Here is a 14084-nt window from a genome sequence, read left to right on the forward strand (position 1 = left end):
CAGGCGTGATTTAAACACCCATAAAGGGCCCCGGCCGCGGTTTGCCGCGTAGAACACTGCAGCACAGCCTTTCGCACTTGGCCTGCTCCAAACGGGCTGTCATATCCGGGTACTACGACAGCTGCTACACTGCGCCGGCAGTCAAGATCCCCTTCCACTTTAAAGAAAGCATTCCCGGCATGACCAGCACCCTAGCCATTGTTGTTTCGCTTTTACTTCTGATGTACCTGGCCTACCGGGGCATTACTGTGCTGCTTCTGGCGCCGCTCATGGCAGCGCTGGCGGTGCTGCTGTCGGGCGAAATTGGCGTTTACCTGCCCATCTATACCGACACCTTCATGAAAGCGCTGGGCAACTATGTCATTCAGTTTTTGCCTATCTTTTTGCTGGGCGCTTTGTTTGGCCAACTGATGGCTGACTCGGGTGCGGCGCATACGATTTCCCGCTGGATCGTCGACAAACTTGGCGACAAGCACGCCATTGTCACGGTGGTGCTGGCTTGTGCGGTACTGACGTATGGCGGTGTGTCGCTGTTTGTGGTGGCGTTTGCCATTTACCCCATTGCCAAAGACCTGTTCCGCGCGGCTAACATTCCCAAGCGGCTGATACCCGCAACAATCGCATTGGGCTCGTTCACGTTCACCATGACGGCGCTACCGGGGACACCGGCCATCCAGAATGCCATCCCCATCCCCTACTACGGCACCAATGTGTTTGCCGCGCCGGGGCTGGGCATTATTGCGGCGGCCATCATGTTTATTGGGGGCATGTGGTGGCTGCGTGGCCGGGCGGCCAGCGCGCAGCGCGCCGGCGAGGGCTATGGCCACCACGAAGACGACACCGAAAAAGATGCGCTTCAGGGGGTGGATAGCGGTGCGTTATCGCATATGCCGCTCTTCCTGGCGCTTTTGCCGCTGGTCCTGGTTATTTCGGTCAACGCCCTCTTCACCTATGTCGTTTTTCCGCGCGCCGACATGAGCTTCGTTACCGAACGCTTTCCGCACATTACGCCTGCCAAGGTGACGGGTCTTTGGGCCCTGATTATTGCACTGGCCACGGCCTGCGCTACGCTGGTCGTTTCACGCCTGGGTCACTGGCGCAACCTGCGCGACACGATCAATAAAGGCGTGTTTGGGTTCATGCTGCCATTGTTCAATACGGCGTCAGAAGTGGGCTACGGTGCGGTCATTGCCGGCCTGGCCGGCTTCGTGGTGATCCGCGATGCGGTGCTTAATGTCACCCCCGGAAACCCGCTGATTTCGGAAGCCATTGCCATGAACGTGCTGTCGGGGATCACCGGCTCGTCGTCGGGTGGCTTGAGCATTGCGCTGCAAACCCTGGGGCCAGACTATTTGCGCATGGCACAAGAAGCGGGCATTAGCCCCGAACTGATGCACCGGGTGGCCGTACTGGCGGCCGGCGGGTTCGACACCCTGCCCCATTGCGGCGCCATTATCACCCTGCTGGCTATCTGCAAACTGACACACCGCCAGTCGTATTTGAATATTGCCGCCGTGACCATGGGCGCGCCCATGATTGCGCTGATTGCCGTTATTGCATTGGGCACCGTGTTTGGCAGCTTTTAAGACAAACCCTACAAATAAAAACTAGTCTGACAGATTGATCCCGATCCTGACGACAAAGACCGGCACCAATCCTGTAGTGTCGTCAGTGACGCCAGGCACCGGCGGCCTCTGAACATCGAAAGCCCCGCCTGCAAGGCGGCATAACGCGATCAAGGCCGCATTCAGCGCACCGCGTTGCGGCGCAGTCTTTCTAGTTCGGCCTGGTTTAGCCGGGCTGCTTCGTATTCTGCATAGGCGCGTTCGCCCGATTCGTATTGGCCTTTGTGAATGCAACTGCGGGGGTTAACGCGGCATTGGTCAGAGCCGGCAACCGGACCAGAAGCACCGATGCCGGACGCCCGTGGGCTGAACAGGCCTGGCCCGCTGGACGAACAGCCGGCAAGGGCGAGCCCCAAAAGTACCAGCGCACCACAACGACTAAATTTACGAATCAACATGCCCTGCCCCCGAAGTTAACCTGCCTATTCTATAGCAGGCCATCGCCGTAGGGGGTACTCGCCATCTAACGGATTGCGCACCCACTGTTAGACACGCAAGCTGAAAGAACTTCAGTTGCCATGCGCGAGGTAAGTTATGCCTATGCAACCCAAAATCGCAGCCCTGGTCCGCGTAGTATCGACGCTGGTTGTCGCCTTCACTCTTCCTGTGGTTGCCCAGACCGGTGACTTCCATGCACCTTCGCTCTATTTTTCTTACCAGAATCAAGCAACGGCGGATGCGGCGTGGACGCCTACAGACCAACGCGGAGCGTGCGTATCTGGGTCTGGCAATGACAAGCCTGCCACACCAAGCCATGCCGTGCGCATTGTTGCTTTGTCAGGTGCACACCGGATTATCAACTGCAATCAAGAAAATATTGTTGCGTCCAAAGCCCATATCGCTGCAGCTATTGAAGCATTTAATGCCGACGAAATCGCCAGCGCCAAAGCTGCGAGGTCGGCAATGGATGGGGGCATCCCCAACTTCAGCACCGATGCCATGCTGATGAATTTGCTGAAATACGCCCCCGACCCTTTCAATGAGCAGGCATGGCTGGCCACGACAAGAGAAGAAATTACCCGGGCTCAATATGCCAACACTTACGGCGCGACCGTGGGGAAAAAAATAGTCGCCAACTGGGTGTTTCCACCTGAAAGCCTGCGAGACCGAAACCCAGACATTGCTGCTCAAGAACTGCTGCCGCGCTTCAAAGCGGAAGCTTTGGCACGAGCCAAAGAGGCTCGGGCAACCTTTGTCATGCGCAGTGTGGTTGGCAACGTCAAGTACGACCTGGCCAGCGGCGTGCTTCTTTTTGGCAATGGTAAAACTGCCGACAGCCTCATCGTCTTCAAGCCCCCCATGAATATAAAATTCAACGGCAAGCCCGTTTATGCCGTCAACGGCCCAAATGACGGCATATCGAAGCACACCGACGACACGCCGCTTACAATTGTCGGGTTTCGAAGCATTGTTGCCGCCGGGCGTCATCCGGGCTTGGTGACCGACCGGACATTGCTGGCACGTGCCATCCGTGTGCCGCAAGAGCAGGCCGAAAAACTGCTAAATAAAACAAATTTATTGGTCGTCAATGTGGTCATGACCGTCATCGGGGCCGAACGCCTGAAGAACCAGAACGGGCTCGCGCTAAGCGCGAGCAACGGCGTGTTGTTTGCCCGGGTAGACAAAATGTTTGTAACCGATATGACAGGCATGCCTTTAACAACATACGCGATTGACACTTTGCCAGTCGCAGACGCAGCCACGGTAAAACCGCAAAAGAAAAACACGAGGTCGAACTAAAACACCACGTGAGTCAACCCGCCGACTGCACCGCACCCCATCACAACCAGCCAGGGCGGCAGCTTCCAAAACATTAATGCCACCCAGGCAACCAATGCCAACGCAATGTCCTTGGGCGCGTGGATGGCGCTTGTCCAGACGGGTTGATACAACGCGGCAAGCAACAGCCCGACAACGGCGGCATTTACCCCGGCCAGCGCCGCCTGCATGCGCAAATTACGTCGCAGTTGCTCCCAAAACGGCAGCGCCCCCATGACCAACAAAAACGAGGGTACGAAGATGGCGACCAGGCAAATCAGGCCGCCGGCCCAGCCGGCAGGTGCCTGGGTCATGGCGGCGCCCAAAAACGCGGCAAAGGTAAATAAAGGGCCAGGCACAGCCTGAGCGGCCCCGTACCCAGCCAAAAACATATTTTCGTCTACCCATCCCGCGGGCACGACTTCGGCTTGCAACAAGGGCAGCACAACATGGCCACCGCCGAAAACAAGCGCGCCGGCTCGATAAAAGGCATCAAACAAAGCCAACATCTGACTTGGCATTGCGCTCGCCAGCGCGGGCAAGGCAAAAAGCAATACAAAGAACAGGCCAAGCATGACAACGCCGGCACGTCGGCTAACCGTCATCGGCAAGACGTCGTGGGGGGCCTGTGGCGGTAGTTTGGCCAGCCATAAGCCCAACAGCGCCGCGATCACAATAATGACCATTTGCGTCCATACATAAGCGGCCAGCAAGGCAACGCAGGCCGACGTCACCATCATGGTTACGCGCGTGGCATCTGGGCAAAGGTTGCGCGCCATGCCCCAGACGGCTTGGGCAACCACGGCCACCGCAGCAATTTTCAGCCCGGCAAGCAAGCCCGCCGGAACAGATTCACCATAAGCAACAAGGCCGTTTGCGAACAGAATCAAGGCGATGGCAGACGGCAGGGTAAAGCCAAGCCAGGCGGCGAAGGCGCCCCGGTATCCCGCGCGCGACAACCCCAAGGCAATACCAACCTGGCTGCTGGCCGGACCGGGCAAGAACTGACACAACGCGACCAGATCAGCATAGGTACGTTCGGTCATCCATTGCCGTCTCGTCACAAATTCATCCCGGAAATAACCGAGGTGGGCGATTGGCCCGCCAAACGAGGTCAGCCCCAAACGCAAAAAGATCAAAAATACGGCCCAAGGGCTTTGATCGGAACTACGGGCAGTTTCAGGCGTCATGGTTTATTTAATAAAAATAACCGGATATTGAAAAGATAACCCTACATTGAGGACACTTGCCCCCTACACGTGCACCAGCAAGAAATACCGGTGCACAGGCTTGTGACCTCTGCTGCACGCCGATACGATGCCTGACCAGATCACACCGCGTCTTAATTTTCACTGTTGAGTTTTCCGAGCCTGCCATGTCTTATCACGTCGTTTGGTTCAAGCGCGACTTGCGCCTTCATGACCATGCGCCCCTGGTTGAAGCGGCTCAAAGACGCTGGGTCTGATCGAGCCGCCGCCGGCACGCCGCCAACACGGCGGACGTGAGCGTGGGCTGGCCATGCTTGATCAGTTCCTGAGCACACGCAGTGCGCAGTACCGGGGCGGCATATCATCGCCATTGTCGGCGCCTACTGCGTGTTCGCGTCTTTCTGCACACCTGGCGTACGGTACGTTAAGTTTGCGGGAAGTGGTACAGGCCACGCGGGCCCGTATTAATGCCCTGCCCGCTGTGCAGGCGGCTAAAAGCCAAGTCGTCGAGAAACATGCCTCGCGCAAACGTAACGACACCATGGCACGAAAGGCGACGGCCAAGAACACGGCCTCTGCGTCAATGCGCAATCAACTGAGCCTGGACTTTTAACGGCCATGAAGATGCGAAAAAAGTCGGCGCTGCCCACCAGGCAATGCCTGTGTTGCGGCCTGCCGTTTACATGGCGAAAGAAATGGGAACGCGATTGGGCACAGGTCAAGTATTGTTCGGAGCGGTGTCGACGGGCCGGTGCCAAACCGCCGAAGTAGCGACACGACCAGCCACGCCAAGCCAAGCCACGCCAAGCCAAGCCACGCCACGCCACGCCACGCCACGCCACGCCACGCCACGCCAAGCCAAGCCAGTCAAGCTAGATTAATACGCCCAAAAATCATCATTGGCGGCAAGATCGCCAAAAAGTAAAGCGTACCGGCTTGCGGGCCGAGCGCCAAATTTGGTTAACGAATCAAACGTAATTTCCCGCCCGACGAAATGTTTTGCGCGATGGCATTGCGCACCGCCTCGAGTTCGTCTGGCGAGTACAAACGATTGTCGCTGGAACAGGCTTTAAGGGCCGGGTCGCCGGCACCGTTCAAATCGACCACCAAAATCTTGATGCCGTCTTGCTTGATGGCATTACAGACCTCGGCGGTATACGTAGACATGGCGGGCCAACCCGACGTGTTGGGGTTCAAGTCGTCTTCAGCCCGGTTCTGGTCGTACTTGTAGGGGTTGGGCATAAGTAAAGACGTGGCCGGGTACTGCCAGTAATACCAATCTTTTTTAGGTATGTTGCCGGGTTTGACCCCAGGTACATAGGGCGGTTGTACGTGCGATACATTTACTGCATCACCACATTCGACTTTCTTGTTTTTGCCGTCACAAACCTGGCCCAAGTAGCTCAGCACGAACGAAAAGTCATTGTCATGCAAATCCCAGAGGTTGTCACTTTTATGAATAGGGGGGGATGGAACGACATTTATATCATTCCAATTTGCATCTAGACCATTGGCAAACAACACTATTGTTTTGGCTTGCGTACCGTCACCCACCACCTCAAGCGCGCTATCATCCCAGCCATTTCCACCGCGCCAGTTCGGGTGTAACATTCGCCATGACCACAGCAAGCCGGCCGAATGCAAGGTATCACCCTGAGCCGGCTCCGACGCAATATCCGACAACGAGGCCTCAACACTGTCGGCGTCGTTCGTCAGAAAGCGCACCCGATTGGACACAACACATGTTTCGGGTTCGAATGCACCGAAAATAAAAATGCTGGCACCAGATTTATTCGGATGATCTCCATACCCTCCAAATTCGGCCCATAAACGTCTATCGTACTGCCCCGACCCGTTGGGCAACAGATCGATTATTGCGCCAGCTGTGTAATCCGATGCCACCTGAGCACCTCCAGAGCTAATCAACTGTCTATCCTCTTTTTCGTCGCTCTCGTTTTTCTTTGGCCAGTCGTATTTGTTGGGCTTATTGGACTCATAGAGCTCGGTCACCACCCGCATAAACACCGGCTGAAACCGGGCATTTGGCGACAACACGCCGAAGCTATCAGGCTTATTCCAGGGCTCGGGCTCGGCAATGCACCCACGCCACACCTGTTCGGTGTAATCCCGGTTGGTATCCCTTACGCGCCATCGATCGGCGTTGTCCCAATCGTAATCAAGCCATCTGGCTACCCACGGCCGGCCGACCTCGCCGACGTTTACCACTTCTGAAAATGGCACCAGCCCAATGCTGGCACCGGGGACGGCCAGATCTTCGTCTTGCATAAGCAACTCGGCCAATGACTGGGCCGTCGATACGGCAGCCAAGGAATCAAACTTCTTGTTTCCGTTGCCATTACCTTTATTGCCCTTTGACCCTGTCGGATTCGCGCCTTTGTCGATGGCGAAAACGACTTCAATGGCACTGACGCCCGGCAGCTCAACCACGGCCGCCGAGGCCATGTTAAGTGAGGATACGTCAAGGAAACCGGTGCTGATCAAGGGCAAGGCAGCGTCTACCGTGGCCGCCAGGGTCCCCCCGCCCTCGCCTAGCTGCAGCGAAACGGTGCCCCCCCGTAAACCGCTGCCGAGGTAGCCTTCGGGAAAGTTGGCATCGAAATACGCTTGCGCTTCGGCGGTTAATGCCGCCATGTCGCCCGTACCTTGCACCGAAGCCAGCTGCCCTGCTGCCAGGGCTGAGTTGTCGAGTGCCGCCTGCAAACGCGACTTGGCCGTGGTGTAGCGGATTAAATCGATAGCGCCCAAACTCACGCCAAACACCAGCCCCGCACTGACCAGAAACATGGGCGTTACCGCGCCGCGCTGATTTTTACGCAAACGCCGGCCAAAACCGGCCATTCTGGATCCTAATTCGGAAAGCATCGCGAAACGCATCATGATTATTACTCATCGGTGGGCTGCAAAGCCCGTAAATCGCCGTTTAGCGGCCGCGCCACAGCACGGCTGTACAGCGTACTTTCGCCAGTCACCAGCTTCCAGAAGCCGCCACTTAATACAAACGGCGTATGGCGATACAAAGTCTCTACTACGATAATACTGTCCCCGGCACGCGCGGGGGGGAATCCGGCCGTTGACCCTAGATTCGTGTGGTTTACCGACGACGATGACGGATAACTGACCGACCAGCCATCGGCAACGTTGTCGCGCACCCAACCTGCCCCGCCGGCACCACCAGGAGCAGCGTACCAAACCGATATGACAACTCGACCATTGGCATCGAAGCCAAACGGGCGATACAAATCGGCTGCGACTGACTCGTATACACATACGACATTACCGGCCTGGCAATCGTTACCCTGGAATAGCGCGGGCTGCAACGCCACGCTTTGGGCGATATTGGTCGCCACCAGATCAACCTGGGATTGCGCCCGGTATTGCTGATAGAGCTCGAACGTACCGATAATGAAAAAAATAAAAAACGGCAAAATAACCGCGGCCTCAAGCGCGGCCGCACCGCGTGCTGACCTGAGCAAAGAATGACGGTTTCGCTTAGCCATGATCAGGGCCCATTTTGCACAACCACGCTGCGTTCAAAGCGCATCACATTAATACCCAACCAGTTCAGCACCCCCGAAAACCCCGGGCTGGTAAACCCCATTTTGTAAACCATCAGGGCACCGGGCTCGCCGGCATTGCAACGCGGTGCGCTTGACTCGTCTTCAGGAAACGGTGTGCCGTAGTCGCCCGGGTTGTAAACGTTGACCAGCTCGACGTTTATATCGCCCTCGTCAAATACCCAGCCGCCCATGCCCGCAGCCAGCTTGCTGCGAATGCTGCCGGCACAATCGCTGCTGGTCAGTTGCGACATTTGCCCCTGACGCGCAATGTCGTTGGCCACGCGCCCCAGGGTGGCGTCGGCCATCATCAAAATACCGGCTTCTATCGCGGTAAACAACACCAGAATGACGGTGGGCGCAATGACAGCGAACTCCAGCGCACTAACGCCGCGTTGGCCGTGGCGGGCGCGCCGCGCACGTAGCACACTCATTGCATCTCCATGCGCTGGCGCACTTCACGATAAAACGTCAGGTTGTCTTGCACCGTTTCGCGGGGCAAATCGCCCAGCAAAATACTCTCGGCCGCATCGTCCCGGCCCATTAGGCCATAGGCCAGCGCCAGATTTTGCCGCCCCTGCGGCAACGACGAAGGCACACCCATAACGTCCAGCAGCACATTGACTGCATCCCGGGGCTTGCCGCTAAGCGACAACGACAACCCAAAATTACTACGCAACGCCGGGTCGTCGGGGTGCGTCTTCAGGCCTTGCCGGTACACGGCCTGGGCTTCCTGGTGTTTGCCCGACAAATCGTATGCTGCGCCCAAACCCGCCATAACGATGGGGCTGTCGGGCCATTGCTCGCGCATACGCTGATATCGTGCAATCGCTTCGGGCAGACGACGCTGACGGATATCCATGCGGGCCAGCCCCAAGTGCGCATCCAGTTGGGTGGGGTCGATATCGATGGCTTTTTGGTAGGCCTGGCGCGCCAGCGAGATATCGCCCGACAAATACCGCGCCGCCGCCAAACCAAGCCAGCCGTCGATCATGGTTGGTTGCGAGACGGTAATGCGCTCGTACAACGAAATGGCGACATCGAGGTCGCCGCTGGCCAAAGCGCTGGCAGCAATACGCAAGTCGCCGGCCCGAACGGCCGTTTCATCAATCGCGGTTTCAGCAGGTTGGACCTGGACCGTACGCATCGGCGAACAGGCCGTGAGCAACAGACAAATCCCCGCTAGAGCCAGTCGTTTCATATCTTTCCCCTTAGTTACTCATCGATTTTAAGGAGTTCATCAGACTGATAAATGCCGGCCCGCCCACAATCAGCATCACGGTCGGCAAAATAAACAGCATCATGGGTAATGTCATTTTGGTTGAAAGTTTGGCTGCGGCCTCTTCGGTCCGCATGCGGCGCGCAGTGCGTTCGCTGGCCGCCAGAATACGCAGTGCCTCGCTAATCGGCGTGCCATACTGGCGCGACTGGCTTAAGGTAGACACCAGGCTGCGCATCGAATCGAGCCCGATGCGATCAGCCATTTCGGTCAATACTGCGGTGGTATCCCCGCTAATCTGCAACTGCGCGGCGGTCAGCGAAAACTCGTCGCTTAGCTCGGGCGCCAAAAATTCAATTTCTTGCGCCACCCGTAAAATTGTTGCATTAAGCCCCAGACCAGCATTGGCGCAAATCACCATCAAGTCCAAGGCATCGGGGAAGCTGTCGGAAATAGCCAACTGACGACTTTTAACCAGTTTATCGAGCACGATACGGGGCAGCATAGACCCCAGGTACATGGCCACAATTACGCTTAAGCCTTTTAGCAGGGTTTGCCCCGGGCCCATAAGGGGCCATAAAAAAACAGCAACAAACAAGACTAGCGCCAGACCGCAAAACGCCGAACTGCCCATAAGTACCGATAAGGCACCGGCCTGCCTATAACCGGCCGCCATTAATTGTGAACGCATTTCCCGGCGCTGCGCCGAATTGAAAATAGGCGCGCGACGCCCCAATACCGACATCCAGCGAATCAGTTGCTCTTTTACCGACATGCGCCGTTCGCTGATCATGTCCTCGTCGCGACCCCGAACAGCGCGGTCAAGCCGCCGCAATACCCGCGCCCGCGTTCCGAATTGCTCAATGGCGAACCACATCAGGAACAGCGCCCCAACAAACAGCACCATCAAGCTTAGCAATACCTGGGGTGTCAGCATGGCTTATATCCTTAGTTTGGCCAAGCGGTTAACCAGCAACAAGCCCAGGCTAAGCATGACGGCCGCCATGCCCAGCACATAATTGCCCTGGGTGGTGGTAAAAAGAATACTGAGATAATCGGGGCTGACAAACCACAGCATGAGCAGGATGCAAAACGGGATGGCGGCGATCACCTTGGACATGATGCGGGCCTCAGCGGTAAGGGCTCTGGCCTTCAGGCGCAAATCGCGGCGCTCGCGAATGACATTGGCCAGGTTGCTTAGCGTAGCGCTTAAGCCACCGCCCGTCTCACGTTGCAACAACAAGCACACACACAAGAAAGAAAAGTCGGCAATACGAATGCGCAGCTCGGCCTCTTCCAGCACGGTCGCCATATCGTTACCCAACTGCAAGTTTTGGCCAATACGCCTGAACTCGGGCCCCGCCGGCCAGCCGTAGATATCGCCTACATTACGAATTGCCTGGGTAACGGGCACCCCGGCCTGGCTGGCCCGTGTGATGGTGTCAAGAATATCGGGCATTTGCGTCAGGAACGCACCACGGAAACGCTCGACAAGCATGCTATGAATGAGATAGGCAGTAATGACGGGTATGGCAACCGCCAGAATCGTTTCGAACCACCACGGGAACGGCAACAACAGCCAGTTGACCAGCAGCGCAAACACAAACAACGCAGGCACGGCCACCAAGGTGGTGTATACCCCTTTACGCCCGCCTAAGGCCTCCATGCGGGCGACATAAACCCCAAAAACCCCCATGGATGCCCGCAAACGACGACGGCGCGCCTCGCGTTGCGAGCGCGCCATTTCGGCTGCAGAACGTGTTTCTGCCTCGAGCGGTGTACCTTGGGTTAAATGCATGAGCCGGTCGTAGATGTTTTCTTTTTCGGACTTGCGCAACAAACGCAAGGCGAACAAGATCAGCATGCCACCAAAAAGCAGCACAAAGAACACCAGTATCGCGACGCGGTCGGCCTGCGTCATGATTTCATGGCCTCCGATAACTGCGACTCGAGCCCGTAATAACGAGCCCGGTCGCTAAAGGCCGGGCGAACGCCGGCACTGTCGTACGACCCTTGTATCTCGCCCGCGTAAGAGGCTGCCTCGAAATTGAACTTGAACAGCTCCTGGGTCACGATCACATCGCCTTCCATACCCATCAGTTCGGTAATGCTGGTAATACGCCGGGCCCCGTCACGCATACGTTCGACCTGCACCACCATATGCACAGCACTGGCGATTTGGCGCCGAATGGCGTAAAGCGGCAAGTTGCCGTTGGCCATCATGACCATGCTTTCAAGACGCACCAGAGCGTCACGCGGCGTGTTGGCGTGCAGGGTCGTCATCGACCCGTCATGCCCGGTATTCATGGCCTGCAAAACGTCGAACGCCTCAGCGCCCCGCGTCTCGCCCAGAATAATGCGGTCGGGCCGCATGCGCAGCGCGTTTCGCACCAGATCACCCTGATTAACCGCATTGCCGCCCTCAAGGTTCGCCGGCCGGGTCTCGAGGCGAACCACGTGCGGCTGCTGCAATTGCAATTCAGCCGCGTCTTCAATGGTGACAATACGTTCAGTGGCGTCAATAAACTGCGACACGGCATTAAGCAATGTTGTTTTACCTGACCCCGTCCCGCCCGAAATAATCAGGTTCAACCGACAGGCCGAGGCAATCTGCAACAGCTTGGCCATCGCGGCCGACATACTCCCGCCCGCCGCCATTTTCTGCAACGACAACTTATTGCGCGAAAACTTGCGGATAGAAATAGAAACGCCGTCGAGCGCCAGGGGTGGCATCACCACGTTAACGCGGCTGCCATCCGCCAGGCGCGCATCGACCATCGGGCTGCTTTCATCGACGCGACGCCCTACCGCCGCAGCAATGCGCTGGGCGACGTTAACCAGGTGGGCGTGGTCACGAAACTTCAGACTGGTCAGTTCCAGCTTGCCCTTGCGCTCTACATACACCTGGTCCGGGCCATTCACCATAATGTCGTTAACGCTTTCGTCAGAAAGCAGCGGCTCAATCGGCCCAATACCGAACATGTCGTTCAGTATCTCGTCGGTCATCTGCGATTGCTCTTGCTGCGTAATGGGCAAGCGGTCGCGCAGCGCCAGTTCGGAAATGAGGTTTTCGATTTCTTCGCGTACCCGGTCGCGCGACATGGTCAGCGCAGCCGACACGTTTAGCGTCGAAAACACGTATTGGCGGGCGGTGGCATAGTGCTCTGAACGCACAATAGTGCGCGCAGCATCGACCCCCCTTAAACCCGAATTACCCGGCGCGGCCGACCGACGAGGCGACGTATCGTAGGTGTCGGGCGGCGGCGCGACAGGCGGGGGCGGCGGCGCGACAGGCGGGGTCGCCGCTCGCGCCGCCTGCGAATGCGCAGACGAATGGGTACTTTGGCGCGGCGTTAATGCTCCAGGTACAGGTGACGCGTCAGGAACCTGCCGCGCTGGAACGCCGCGCTCAGGCGACGCCACCGGTTCGTTACGCTTGCGTCCGAACATCAGGCCGCCCTCTTGAACAGGCGGCGAATCCAACCCTTACCCGCATCATCATCAACCACCTCACCGGTAAGCGTGCGGGCCAGTCGGGCCACAGCCTTGGCCATCTGACTTTCTTTAGCCATGCCCTCGCCCAGGTCTTCTGCCAACGCCGGAAACTTGCCATCGTAGGGAATAGCAACCGTGACAGGATGCCCAACCGCCTTCGTGAACTCGCGCGGATCGACTTGCGCCTTGACCGGCGGCCGAACCGCATTAAGCACAACGTGCACCACCGTGTCGTGGCCATAGCCGCGGACATGTCCAATAAGCGACGCTAAAACCCGGCCAGCATGCACAGAGGTATCGGACACGAGACAAGCAAAATTGGCTCGCGAATAAACCTCGTTGGCCACCATACCGCCGGCATGGGGCAAGTCGACAACCAGATAGTGAAATTGCTGCGATAACGCTGTCAGCATGGCCGCCACTGCACCCGGCTCGGGTTGGAAGGGTTGGTCGAACGCGTTGTTGAAGCCCAATGTGTACATACGATCGTCGGTCGTTGTGAGCACGCGCGCCAAAAACTGGGCATCGAGGTTGGCTACGCTGTCGAGCACCTCGGGCATGGCATGGTTGCTTTGCATGCCCATAAGCGTTGTCCCGGCGCCACCGAAAACATCCATGTCAATAAACACAACCTTGCGCAACGCACCGCCCGCCGACAGCTCGCGTGCCAACTGGCCGGCAACCGACGTGGCACCGACGCCGCCGCGGGCGCCCGCCACGGCAATAATTTTGCCGCTGCGGGCCTGACGAACGCTGTAGCCGTCGCGATCGTCGAGCCAAAGGCGCAATGCGTCGACGGTTAACGGCTTGTATCGGTAATCGGTAATACCCGCCTGCAGCAACAGCCGATACAAGGTAACGTCGTTCTTCTCGCCCACGGTATACACGGTGACTGAAGGGTCACACGCATCGGCCAACTGATCAAGAGCATCGAGCGGCTTGTCGAGCCCCGAAATGTCGACAATCAGGCGCTCGGGCGAACGCTCCATTTTGCCCAGGTGATCTATCAGGTCATTGATGGTGCCGACAGCAACATACGCGTCGCTGATATTCAGTTGTCGCAGCGCCTGGATAACCTGCTGGCGCCCGGCCTCGTCGGCCATAAACACCACCAGCGTCGCATTCAGCGCCGCCTCTTTTTGTTCTTTATCGAAAGCGTCCAGTACGCCCATCAAAACTCCTTGTGTCGCCTCGACCGTACCGA

The 14084-nt window shown here is 57.5% G+C and carries 14 protein-coding genes; 4 read left to right on the forward strand and 10 right to left on the reverse strand.

Annotated features, from left to right (window positions below):
• The first annotated feature begins 179 nt into the window (after window positions 1–179).
• Window positions 180–1586 (forward strand): GntP family permease, encoded by a 1407-nt coding sequence (locus tag GTU67_RS00800; protein ID WP_185778296.1) that lies wholly within the window; start codon window positions 180–182, stop codon window positions 1584–1586.
• A 161-nt stretch (window positions 1587–1747) separates the two neighbouring features.
• Here GTU67_RS00800 and GTU67_RS00805 read toward each other — a convergent pair whose 3' ends face one another.
• On the reverse strand, window positions 1748–2023 hold the full coding sequence (locus tag GTU67_RS00805) for a hypothetical protein (RefSeq protein ID WP_185778297.1): 276 nt from the start codon (window positions 2021–2023) through the stop codon (window positions 1748–1750).
• 142 nt (window positions 2024–2165) lie between these two features.
• Between GTU67_RS00805 and GTU67_RS00810 the strand changes: the two genes are divergently transcribed.
• Window positions 2166–3365, forward strand: coding sequence for a hypothetical protein (locus GTU67_RS00810; RefSeq protein WP_185778298.1), 1200 nt, complete (start codon window positions 2166–2168; stop codon window positions 3363–3365).
• Here GTU67_RS00810 and chrA read toward each other — a convergent pair.
• The gene (chrA, locus tag GTU67_RS00815; RefSeq protein WP_185778299.1) at window positions 3362–4573 is read right to left on the reverse strand and encodes a chromate efflux transporter; all 1212 of its coding nucleotides are present in this window, start codon (window positions 4571–4573) and stop codon (window positions 3362–3364) included. The genes GTU67_RS00810 and chrA overlap by 4 nt on opposite strands.
• Before the next feature lie 328 nt (window positions 4574–4901).
• Here chrA and GTU67_RS15655 point away from each other — a divergent pair, with 328 nt between their 5' ends.
• Together GTU67_RS15655 and GTU67_RS00825 are read left to right on the forward strand one after the other, a co-directional pair.
• A complete protein-coding gene (locus tag GTU67_RS15655) occupies window positions 4902–5204 on the forward strand; it encodes a hypothetical protein (protein WP_185778300.1) in 303 nt (100 codons plus the stop codon).
• A gap of 11 nt (window positions 5205–5215) precedes the next feature.
• A complete protein-coding gene (locus GTU67_RS00825; protein ID WP_185778627.1) occupies window positions 5216–5362 on the forward strand; it encodes a DUF2256 domain-containing protein in 147 nt (48 codons plus the stop codon).
• 189 nt (window positions 5363–5551) lie between these two features.
• Here GTU67_RS00825 and GTU67_RS00830 read toward each other — a convergent pair whose 3' ends face one another.
• From GTU67_RS00830 to GTU67_RS00865, 8 genes are read right to left on the reverse strand one after another with little or no spacing between them, the layout of a single operon-like run.
• Window positions 5552–7450, reverse strand: a complete 1899-nt coding sequence (locus GTU67_RS00830) for a TadE/TadG family type IV pilus assembly protein (protein WP_185778301.1) — start codon at window positions 7448–7450, stop codon at window positions 5552–5554.
• A gap of 44 nt (window positions 7451–7494) precedes the next feature.
• Entirely contained in the window at window positions 7495–8109 is a 615-nt protein-coding gene (locus tag GTU67_RS00835; RefSeq protein ID WP_185778302.1) for a TadE/TadG family type IV pilus assembly protein, read from the reverse strand.
• A 2-nt stretch (window positions 8110–8111) separates the two neighbouring features.
• Window positions 8112–8600: a TadE/TadG family type IV pilus assembly protein gene (locus tag GTU67_RS00840; RefSeq protein ID WP_185778303.1), complete on the reverse strand. Its 489-nt coding sequence runs from the start codon at window positions 8598–8600 to the stop codon at window positions 8112–8114.
• Window positions 8597–9367 (reverse strand): tetratricopeptide repeat protein, encoded by a 771-nt coding sequence (locus tag GTU67_RS00845; protein ID WP_185778304.1) that lies wholly within the window; start codon window positions 9365–9367, stop codon window positions 8597–8599. Before GTU67_RS00845 ends, GTU67_RS00840 begins: the two co-directional genes overlap by 4 nt.
• 10 nt (window positions 9368–9377) lie before the next feature.
• Window positions 9378–10322 carry a type II secretion system F family protein gene (locus GTU67_RS00850; protein ID WP_185778305.1) on the reverse strand — a complete coding sequence of 315 codons (945 nt, stop codon included), beginning with the start codon at window positions 10320–10322 and terminating at the stop codon, window positions 9378–9380.
• A 3-nt stretch (window positions 10323–10325) separates the two neighbouring features.
• Window positions 10326–11306 (reverse strand): type II secretion system F family protein, encoded by a 981-nt coding sequence (locus GTU67_RS00855; RefSeq protein WP_185778306.1) that lies wholly within the window; start codon window positions 11304–11306, stop codon window positions 10326–10328.
• The gene (locus GTU67_RS00860; RefSeq protein WP_185778307.1) at window positions 11303–12835 is read right to left on the reverse strand and encodes a TadA family conjugal transfer-associated ATPase; all 1533 of its coding nucleotides are present in this window, start codon (window positions 12833–12835) and stop codon (window positions 11303–11305) included. Before GTU67_RS00860 ends, GTU67_RS00855 begins: the two co-directional genes overlap by 4 nt.
• The gene (locus GTU67_RS00865; protein ID WP_185778308.1) at window positions 12835–14052 is read right to left on the reverse strand and encodes a CpaE/TadZ family protein; all 1218 of its coding nucleotides are present in this window, start codon (window positions 14050–14052) and stop codon (window positions 12835–12837) included. The genes GTU67_RS00860 and GTU67_RS00865 overlap by 1 nt, the downstream gene beginning before the upstream one ends.
• Between the last annotated feature and the right edge of the window lie 32 nt (window positions 14053–14084).

The sequence above is a fragment of the Pusillimonas minor genome, assembly GCF_014237865.1.
Taxonomy (GTDB): domain Bacteria; phylum Pseudomonadota; class Gammaproteobacteria; order Burkholderiales; family Burkholderiaceae_B; genus Neopusillimonas; species Neopusillimonas minor.

Bases quoted from the DNA above. Each gene is read 5' to 3' on its own strand.
- GTU67_RS00800 (WP_185778296.1), top strand. From the start codon at position 180: ATGACCAGCACCCTAGCCATTGTTGTTTCGCTTTTACTTCTGATGTAC.
- GTU67_RS00805 (WP_185778297.1), bottom strand. From the start codon at position 2,023: ATGTTGATTCGTAAATTTAGTCGTTGTGGTGCGCTGGTACTTTTGGGG.
- GTU67_RS00810 (WP_185778298.1), top strand. From the start codon at position 2,166: ATGCAACCCAAAATCGCAGCCCTGGTCCGCGTAGTATCGACGCTGGTT.
- chrA (WP_185778299.1), bottom strand. From the start codon at position 4,573: ATGACGCCTGAAACTGCCCGTAGTTCCGATCAAAGCCCTTGGGCCGTA.
- GTU67_RS15655 (WP_185778300.1), top strand. From the start codon at position 4,902: ATGCTTGATCAGTTCCTGAGCACACGCAGTGCGCAGTACCGGGGCGGC.
- GTU67_RS00825 (WP_185778627.1), top strand. From the start codon at position 5,216: ATGCGAAAAAAGTCGGCGCTGCCCACCAGGCAATGCCTGTGTTGCGGC.
- GTU67_RS00830 (WP_185778301.1), bottom strand. From the start codon at position 7,450: ATGGCCGGTTTTGGCCGGCGTTTGCGTAAAAATCAGCGCGGCGCGGTA.
- GTU67_RS00835 (WP_185778302.1), bottom strand. From the start codon at position 8,109: ATGGCTAAGCGAAACCGTCATTCTTTGCTCAGGTCAGCACGCGGTGCG.
- GTU67_RS00840 (WP_185778303.1), bottom strand. From the start codon at position 8,600: ATGAGTGTGCTACGTGCGCGGCGCGCCCGCCACGGCCAACGCGGCGTT.
- GTU67_RS00845 (WP_185778304.1), bottom strand. From the start codon at position 9,367: ATGAAACGACTGGCTCTAGCGGGGATTTGTCTGTTGCTCACGGCCTGT.
- GTU67_RS00850 (WP_185778305.1), bottom strand. From the start codon at position 10,322: ATGCTGACACCCCAGGTATTGCTAAGCTTGATGGTGCTGTTTGTTGGG.
- GTU67_RS00855 (WP_185778306.1), bottom strand. From the start codon at position 11,306: ATGACGCAGGCCGACCGCGTCGCGATACTGGTGTTCTTTGTGCTGCTT.
- GTU67_RS00860 (WP_185778307.1), bottom strand. From the start codon at position 12,835: ATGTTCGGACGCAAGCGTAACGAACCGGTGGCGTCGCCTGAGCGCGGC.
- GTU67_RS00865 (WP_185778308.1), bottom strand. From the start codon at position 14,052: ATGGGCGTACTGGACGCTTTCGATAAAGAACAAAAAGAGGCGGCGCTG.